The organism is Fischerella sp. (assembly GCF_013388695.1).
GTDB lineage: Bacteria > Cyanobacteriota > Cyanobacteriia > Cyanobacteriales > Nostocaceae > PCC9605.
This window is the reverse complement of record NZ_JACAEU010000174.1, coordinates 24,887-31,878: the sequence shown is the minus strand read 5'-3', so window position 1 is coordinate 31,878 and position 6,992 is coordinate 24,887. Positions and strand designations below refer to the sequence as shown.

Genomic DNA, 6,992 nt, shown 5'->3' with positions numbered 1-6,992 from the left:
ATGAATTATGTTTGCATACATTTTTGTAGCTCGATGCCAAATCATTGTAGAGACGTAGCAATGCTACGTCTGGTCATACCCGTGAATTGTAAATTCATATCTTGATTCAGCAACGCCCCCAAAAAAATGACTGTAATAACAACAGTAAGATTTTTCTAAAACTAGAGTGAGGAAAATAGCCATGAAAATCGCACTGGGAGCAGATTTCTATGGGTTTGAACTGAAGGAGGCAGTTAAGCAACATCTACTTAATAAAGGGATAGAAGTAGAAGACTTAGGTATTAGCGATCGCACTGCCACCACGCCTTATTATGAAACAGCAACTGTGGTAGCTCAAAGGGTAGGAAACCAACAAGCGGAACGGGGTATTTTAGTATGTGGCACTGGTATGGGGATGGCGATCGTTGCTAACAAGCACCCTGGTGTTTATGCGGCTGTGTGTGAGAATCCAAATGCAGCAGAAAAATCTCGCTCGATCAATAACTCCAATATCCTCACTTTGGGAGGGTTCATTACCTCACCTGAAGACGCTTTGGCTATTGTTGACACTTGGTTGAACACCGAGTTTACTCAGGGATGGGAAGCGAGTATTCAAGAATGGTTACAAAACTCGATGCAGGATATTGCCCAGTTGGAGAAGCAACAGTTTGCCAAAGAATAAATGCGATCGCTAAAAATTCCCCTGTTTAATTTGGTTCACCTAATTCCAAATTCTTAAATATGATTCCTGCCAGACGAGTTTATTTATTGTTAATTTTGGGAATTGCGATCGCCCCAATTTTAGCTGTGTTTCTCAGCATTTCCACTAGCATCGCTATTACTTTGCTATTTGATCTGGTAGTTTTGGCATTAATGGTTGTGGATGCTGTGCAAGTTCGCCGTCATCGAGTACAGGTGTTACGCGAATTACTACCGCGATTGTCTGTAGGGCGAGATAATCTGGTTGTGCTGCGAGTCACTTCGGGAAAGGCAAAGGCTGTAATTCAAATTCGCGACTATTACCCAGCTGAGTTTAGAGTATCTCTGCCAACATTAAGCGCTGTTATTCCCAGTCAAACTACTCAGGAATTGACTTATACTGTTCAGCCAACACAGCGGGGAGAGTTTCCTTGGGGGGATATTCAGGTACGACAACTCGGTGCTTGGGGGTTAGCTTGGGATGATTGGAAGATTCCCCAAAGTCTAAAAGTTTGGGTTTATCCAGATTTGGTGGGATTGCGATCGCTTTCTGTTCGTCTGACATTGCAATCTTCTGGTTCTATGCGTCAATTTCGCCAGTTAGGCATCGGTACAGAGTTTGCCGAATTGCGGAACTATCGTACTGGCGATGATTTGCGGTTTATTGATTGGAAAGCGACTGCGCGTCGGGTGGGTACTTACGGCAATTCATCGCCATTAGTGAGGGTGTTAGAACCGGAACAAGAGCAAACTTTGCTGATTTTGCTAGATCGGGGAAGATTGATGACAGCAAGAGTGCAGGGTTTGCGGCGATTTGACTGGGGTTTGAATGCAACTTTATCTTTAGCTTTGGCGGGTTTACATCGGGGCGATCGCGTTGGTGTAGGTGTATTTGATCGCCAGATCCATACATGGATTCCCCCAGAACGCGGGCAAAACCACTTAGGTAGTATAATTGACCGTCTGACCCCGATTCAACCAGTTTTACTTGAATCTGATTATATGGGTGCGGTAACTCATGTAGTCCAGCAGCAAACCCGCAGGGCGCTGATAGTGATTATTACCGACATAGTTGATAGTACCGCCTCTGCCGAACTTCTGATTGCACTTTCTAGACTCACACCGCGCTATCTTTCCTTTGCAGTGACTTTGCGCGATCCCCAAGTAGATCGTCTAGCACACATTCCCCCTTCTGATGACTTAGGAGGAGTTACTACTGCATATACCCGTGCAGTTGCTTTAGACTTATTAGCACAGCGACAGCTAGCATTTGCCCAACTGAAACACAAAGGCGTATTAGTACTAGATGCACCAGCAAATCAGATTACAGAACAGTTAGTAGATAAATATTTGCAACTCAAGGCGCGAAATTTACTATGATTTGGTAATTGGCCCATTACCCATTATCAAATTCCTCGCCCACAAGGGGACGAGGAATTTTAACATCTAAACTAGTTTTGCTACCATCATCTGCAATCAACTAATATATCAACAATAAATTTCCAATTGCAGCAAATCAAACCCAAGATTCTAAAGAAAAGCTTCTCATCTTTATTACTTAACTGTCTACCTTTACGATCTTTGAGCCATTTTTGGCAAACTTGATACTCACCAACAAAGTTCATTTATCAAGAAAACTTGATCCCCCCAACCCCCCTTAAAAAGGGAGGCTAGAAATTACTTCCCCCCTTAAAAAGGGGGGATCTACAATTAATATTCACTTTATAAACCAGATCTAAATTATCTACTTAATCTATCTTTACTGCGGCGACAATAGCCTACCAAAAGCATAAATAATCCCATCCCAACCAAGTATTTTAAAGGTAATGGCACGCGAGGATTAGGAGAGAAAAAACCCTCGATGATGCCAGCAATAATTAACATTGGCACGATGCCAAATACTAACTGCACTGCCTGAGAACCGTAGAATTTCAATGCATCAGCACGGCGATATCGACCGGGAAATAAAAGTGCTTTTCCCAACAAAAAACCTGCACCACCAGCGAAAAAAATTGCCGGTAATTCTAAAGCACCATGTGGAAATACAAACGCCCAAAAAGGATAAGCAAGATTGTTTTGCCCTACGAGAGTGCCAACAGCACCAATCAATAAACCATTAAACACCATTAAAAACGCTGTGTATGCCCCAGCTGTAATTCCACCAGCAACCGCGCCAAAAGACACCGACAAATTATTAATCATAATGTTGCTAGATGCCAAAGGTTCAATCCCAACAATTGATCCCATCCATAATTTATGTTCATCACGAACTTTGCTAACCATACTTTCGGGTACTATTAGCGATAAAAAGCTGGGATCTTGCCATGCATACCACCAAGCAACTAACGCCCCCAGCAAAAACAAGGCGGTGGCAAAAGCAATATACGGCAATGTCTGCTGTATCGCACTTGGCAATCCCCAACGGTAAAATTCCAGTACTGCTTGCCATTCTTGTCGCCGCGAACCTTGGTAAATTTGTGTGTAGGCACGTGTTGTTAATGATTGTAAATTTTGTATCAGAGTATTACTAACTTGTTGAGTGCGGGCACGTGCTAAATCTGCGGAGACAGAACGATATAAACTTGCTAACTCTCTAATTTCTGCTGCTTGCAGCGATTTTAGCCCCTTTTTTTCTACCCGTCTTAACAGCGTTTCCAAACGTTGCCAGTTTGGTTCTCGCCGTGCAATCCAACGTTGAATATTCATAAATTTTGGGAACACTAGCTTTTACTTAGCTTAAGATAGCCTCAAATTTACTACCGTAAATAACAGGAGTATTGGAAATCATGTCATTTAATCAGGGTTCTTCTAGCCCCATCCAACCATTGAGCTTGGGTAATGTTGTCAGTGCGGGATTACGACTATATCGCTCTCACCTGAAAGAATATTTTTTACTTGCTTTGAAAGCTTACGTGTGGTTAATTGTTCCGTTTTATGGTTGGGCAAAGTTTTATGCCCTTGCAGCACTGATTACCCGTTTGGCTTTTGGTGAGTTGGTCAATCAACCCGAAAGTATTTCCTCCGGTCAGCGGTTTGTCAATTCTAGGTTATGGCAGTTTTTCATCACGATGCTGTTAATGTTTCTTTTGAGTGTGGGAATTGGTATCGGTGTTGCGGTTTTATTTATATTTTCTGGTGTTTTATCAGCGGTGCTGTTTGGGGGAATAGGTCAACAAGGAAATCCTGCTACATATATCCTTTTCGGCCTGCTAACTATTGTGGTCGGTATTGTCGTAATAGGAGCGATTTTTTGGTTAATGACAAGATTTTATTTGGTAGAAGTTCCCCTTGCTATTGAAGATAATGTTGATGGTACGTCAACAATTGGTCGTAGCTGGGAGTTAACTAAGGGTTACGTCTGGCGGATTCTTTTGATATCGCTTGTTGCGTTCTTGATCACAATACCTATCCAAATTGTTGTTCAGATTATTAGCACTATTCTTCAGTTAGCTTTTGCACCATTATTACAACAAAATTCTGTTGTTTTTAACCTGCTTTTTGTCGTGCTAATCATGATTTTAAGTTTTGCTAGTGGAGCATTAATTTTACCATTTTGGCAAGCTATCAAAGCAGTAATATACTATGACCTGAGGAGTCGTAGAGAGGGTCTAGGCTTGAAGTTGCGCGATTACGAAATTTAAAAATTATTCAGTTTTGACTACAATGCACATTTTTAATCGTGTTAAATACCAAACGCCAGAAAGTGTAGAACTCGAATTTATTCTGGCGGGAATTGGTAATCGTGCTTGGGCTTTGCTAATTGATTATCTTGTCTTGGCTTCGATCTTAATTGCTTTTCTGATTGCTTGGCTAACAATTTCTGCTCAGCTATTGGATTGGTTAATCAAGATTGTTGGCGGTGACAAGATAGGCATTTGGTTATTTGCGATCGCCCTATTAGTCAATTATTCCATTTACACAGGATATTTTGTCTTTTTTGAAACTTTGTGGCAAGGTCAAACCCCCGGCAAACGCATTGCGAAGATTCGCGTTATTAAGGACAATGGACGCACAATTCGATTGCAACAAGCGGTGCTGCGTGCCTTACTACGACCTATTGACGATACATTGTTTTTAGGAGCATTTCTGATTATTTTTAGTCGCCGCGAAAAACGTTTGGGTGATTGGGTGGCTGGTACGATTGTGATTCAAACCCAACCAAACTCTCCATCAACAAATTTCACTGTTTCAGAACAGGCAACGTTAATCTCTGAACAATTATTGCAAACAGCTCATATATCAGCGATGTTACCCGATGATTTTGCTGTAATTCGCGAGTATTTGCTCAGACGTGACGGAATGTCATCAAAAGCCAGAGGTTCAGTCGCTCTGCGACTCGCCAAGCAGGTCAAAGCTATTATTAATTTAGAAGAATTACCAGAAAGTGTCAGCCCTGATGTATTTTTAGAAGCAATTTACCTTGCTTATCAAAAATTGGGAGATTTTGGTCAAAGGTGATAGTGGGCGATCGCAGCTAATATGGCAAGTGATTGGAGATCCCCCTAAATCCCCCTTAAAAAGGGGGACTTTAACAAGTATTTCCCCCCAATTCATCGGGGGGGATCAAGCAAATATTTGATACTTCTCAAATATCCTCTAAGCTTGAACGTTCTTGTTTTATGTGTGAAAGGTCTCGTTTTAAGCTTGAATGATCGTGTTGCAGATAAATCTCTCTCTGTTTGCTGTGCGATCGCTGCTGTTAATCAAAATGTGTTAGCTCAGATATTGCGCCATTCTCATTAAGAGCCTCCAAGCTATTGCAACTGGCGCAAGAGTCGTCAAAACGCAAAATATCTAAAACCTACCCTTAAAAACCTAACTCCCATAAATCCCTCAACTTTGTGTACAATCTGTGCCTGAGGTTTGGTAAGTTATTAACATAGCTTAAAAAAACAGCAGTTAGGCAAAGAAGGGACGAAATTGAGTTACTATCCAGAAGGCATCCTCCCCCACGGTGGGCAGTTGGTTAATCGCATTGCTACACCGGAACAAAGAGAACTATTTCTCTCGAAAGCCAACTTTCTGCCGCGAGTGCAGCTTGACGCGCGAGCTGTTTCTGACCTAGAAATGATTGCGATCGGTGGTTTTAGTCCCCTGACTGGTTTTATGAATCAGGAAGACTACGATCGCACTGTCACTGAAATGCGCTTGGCTAACGGTACTGTATGGTCAATTCCGATTACACTTTCAGTGAGTGAGGAAGTAGCAGCTCCCCTCACCGAAGGCGGTTTGGTTCGCCTGGATAACCCTGATGGCCGATTTGTCGGGGTTTTAGAACTCACACAAAAATATCGCTACGACAAAAAACGCGAAGCAGTTAATGTCTACCGCACCGATGATGAAAAACATCCAGGTGTGCAAGTAGTCTACAATCAAGGCGCGGTAAATCTTGCAGGTGATGTGTGGTTATTGGAACGCGATCGCCATCCCCATTTCCCTGCCTATCAAATCGATCCCGCCCAATCTCGGCAATTATTTAAGCAAAAAGGCTGGAAAACTGTTGTTGGTTTCCAAACTCGCAATCCCATCCACCGCGCCCACGAATATATCCAAAAATGTGCGTTGGAAACCGTAGATGGTCTATTTTTGCATCCTTTGGTAGGGGCTACTAAAGATGATGACATCCCTGCCGATGTGCGGATGCGCTGTTATGAAATTTTGCTAGAACAATACTATCCTCAAGATAGAGTGATTTTGGCAATCAATCCCTCGGCAATGCGTTATGCTGGCCCTCGTGAGGCAATTTTCCATGCCTTGATTCGTAAGAACTACGGCTGTACTCACTTTATCGTCGGACGGGATCATGCAGGCGTTGGCAATTACTACGGCACTTATGATGCTCAATATATCTTTGATGAGTTTACTCCAGAAGAGATAGGCATTGTGCCAATGATGTTTGAACACGCCTTTTACTGCACGCGCACCAAGCAAATGGCAACGACTAAAACCAGTCCTAGCAAGCCAGAGGAACGTGTTCACCTGTCGGGTACAAAAGTACGGGAGATGCTGCGCCGGGGCGAGTTACCCCCACCAGAATTTTCCCGTCCAGAAGTAGCGGCTGAGTTGGCACGGGCAATGAAAGTACCAGTGTGATTATAAATTATGAATTATGAATTATGAATTATGAAATTTTCAGCATTCATCATTCATAATTCTCACCAATCCCCATTGCCCCTAATCCCCACTCCCTTGCGGTCGTGGGGGCCCCGAGTTCCCCAATCCCCAATTCCCAATTCCCAATTCCCAATCCCCAATCCCTTTTTCTAGAACCAAACTTTACACTACAGGCCTCAGATCGATAAGCTTACATAAGC

General features: G+C 42.7%; 6 protein-coding genes. 5 read left to right on the top strand and 1 reads right to left on the bottom strand.

The features are described from left to right. Positions 1-181 precede the first annotated feature (181 nt). Entirely contained in the window at positions 182-661 is a 480-nt protein-coding gene (locus HXY43_RS24165; protein ID WP_290888915.1) for an RpiB/LacA/LacB family sugar-phosphate isomerase, read from the top strand. 59 nt (positions 662-720) lie between these two features. Next, positions 721-2,058, top strand: coding sequence for a DUF58 domain-containing protein (locus HXY43_RS24160; protein WP_290888912.1), 1,338 nt, complete (start codon positions 721-723; stop codon positions 2,056-2,058). Between the two features lie 360 nt (positions 2,059-2,418). On the opposite strand, the gene HXY43_RS24155 is transcribed toward HXY43_RS24160, so the two are convergent. Further along, positions 2,419-3,384 (bottom strand): stage II sporulation protein M, encoded by a 966-nt coding sequence (locus HXY43_RS24155; RefSeq protein ID WP_290888910.1) that lies wholly within the window; start codon positions 3,382-3,384, stop codon positions 2,419-2,421. A gap of 80 nt (positions 3,385-3,464) precedes the next feature. Between HXY43_RS24155 and HXY43_RS24150 the strand changes: the two genes are divergently transcribed. The 3 genes from HXY43_RS24150 to sat all read left to right on the top strand — a co-directional run bounded on the left by HXY43_RS24150 (position 3,465) and on the right by sat (position 6,771). Next, entirely contained in the window at positions 3,465-4,319 is an 855-nt protein-coding gene (locus HXY43_RS24150) for a DUF975 domain-containing protein (RefSeq protein ID WP_290888907.1), read from the top strand. A 22-nt stretch (positions 4,320-4,341) separates the two neighbouring features. Next, positions 4,342-5,136 (top strand): RDD family protein, encoded by a 795-nt coding sequence (locus HXY43_RS24145; RefSeq protein WP_290888904.1) that lies wholly within the window; start codon positions 4,342-4,344, stop codon positions 5,134-5,136. 462 nt (positions 5,137-5,598) lie between these two features. After that, positions 5,599-6,771: a sulfate adenylyltransferase gene (gene sat / locus HXY43_RS24140; RefSeq protein WP_290888901.1), complete on the top strand. Its 1,173-nt coding sequence runs from the start codon at positions 5,599-5,601 to the stop codon at positions 6,769-6,771. Positions 6,772-6,992: the final 221 nt, after the last annotated feature.

Bases quoted from the DNA above. Each gene is read 5' to 3' on its own strand.
- HXY43_RS24150 (WP_290888907.1), top strand. From the start codon at position 3,465: ATGTCATTTAATCAGGGTTCTTCTAGCCCCATCCAACCATTGAGCTTG.
- HXY43_RS24145 (WP_290888904.1), top strand. From the start codon at position 4,342: ATGCACATTTTTAATCGTGTTAAATACCAAACGCCAGAAAGTGTAGAA.
- HXY43_RS24160 (WP_290888912.1), top strand. From the start codon at position 721: ATGATTCCTGCCAGACGAGTTTATTTATTGTTAATTTTGGGAATTGCG.
- HXY43_RS24155 (WP_290888910.1), bottom strand. From the start codon at position 3,384: ATGAATATTCAACGTTGGATTGCACGGCGAGAACCAAACTGGCAACGT.
- HXY43_RS24165 (WP_290888915.1), top strand. From the start codon at position 182: ATGAAAATCGCACTGGGAGCAGATTTCTATGGGTTTGAACTGAAGGAG.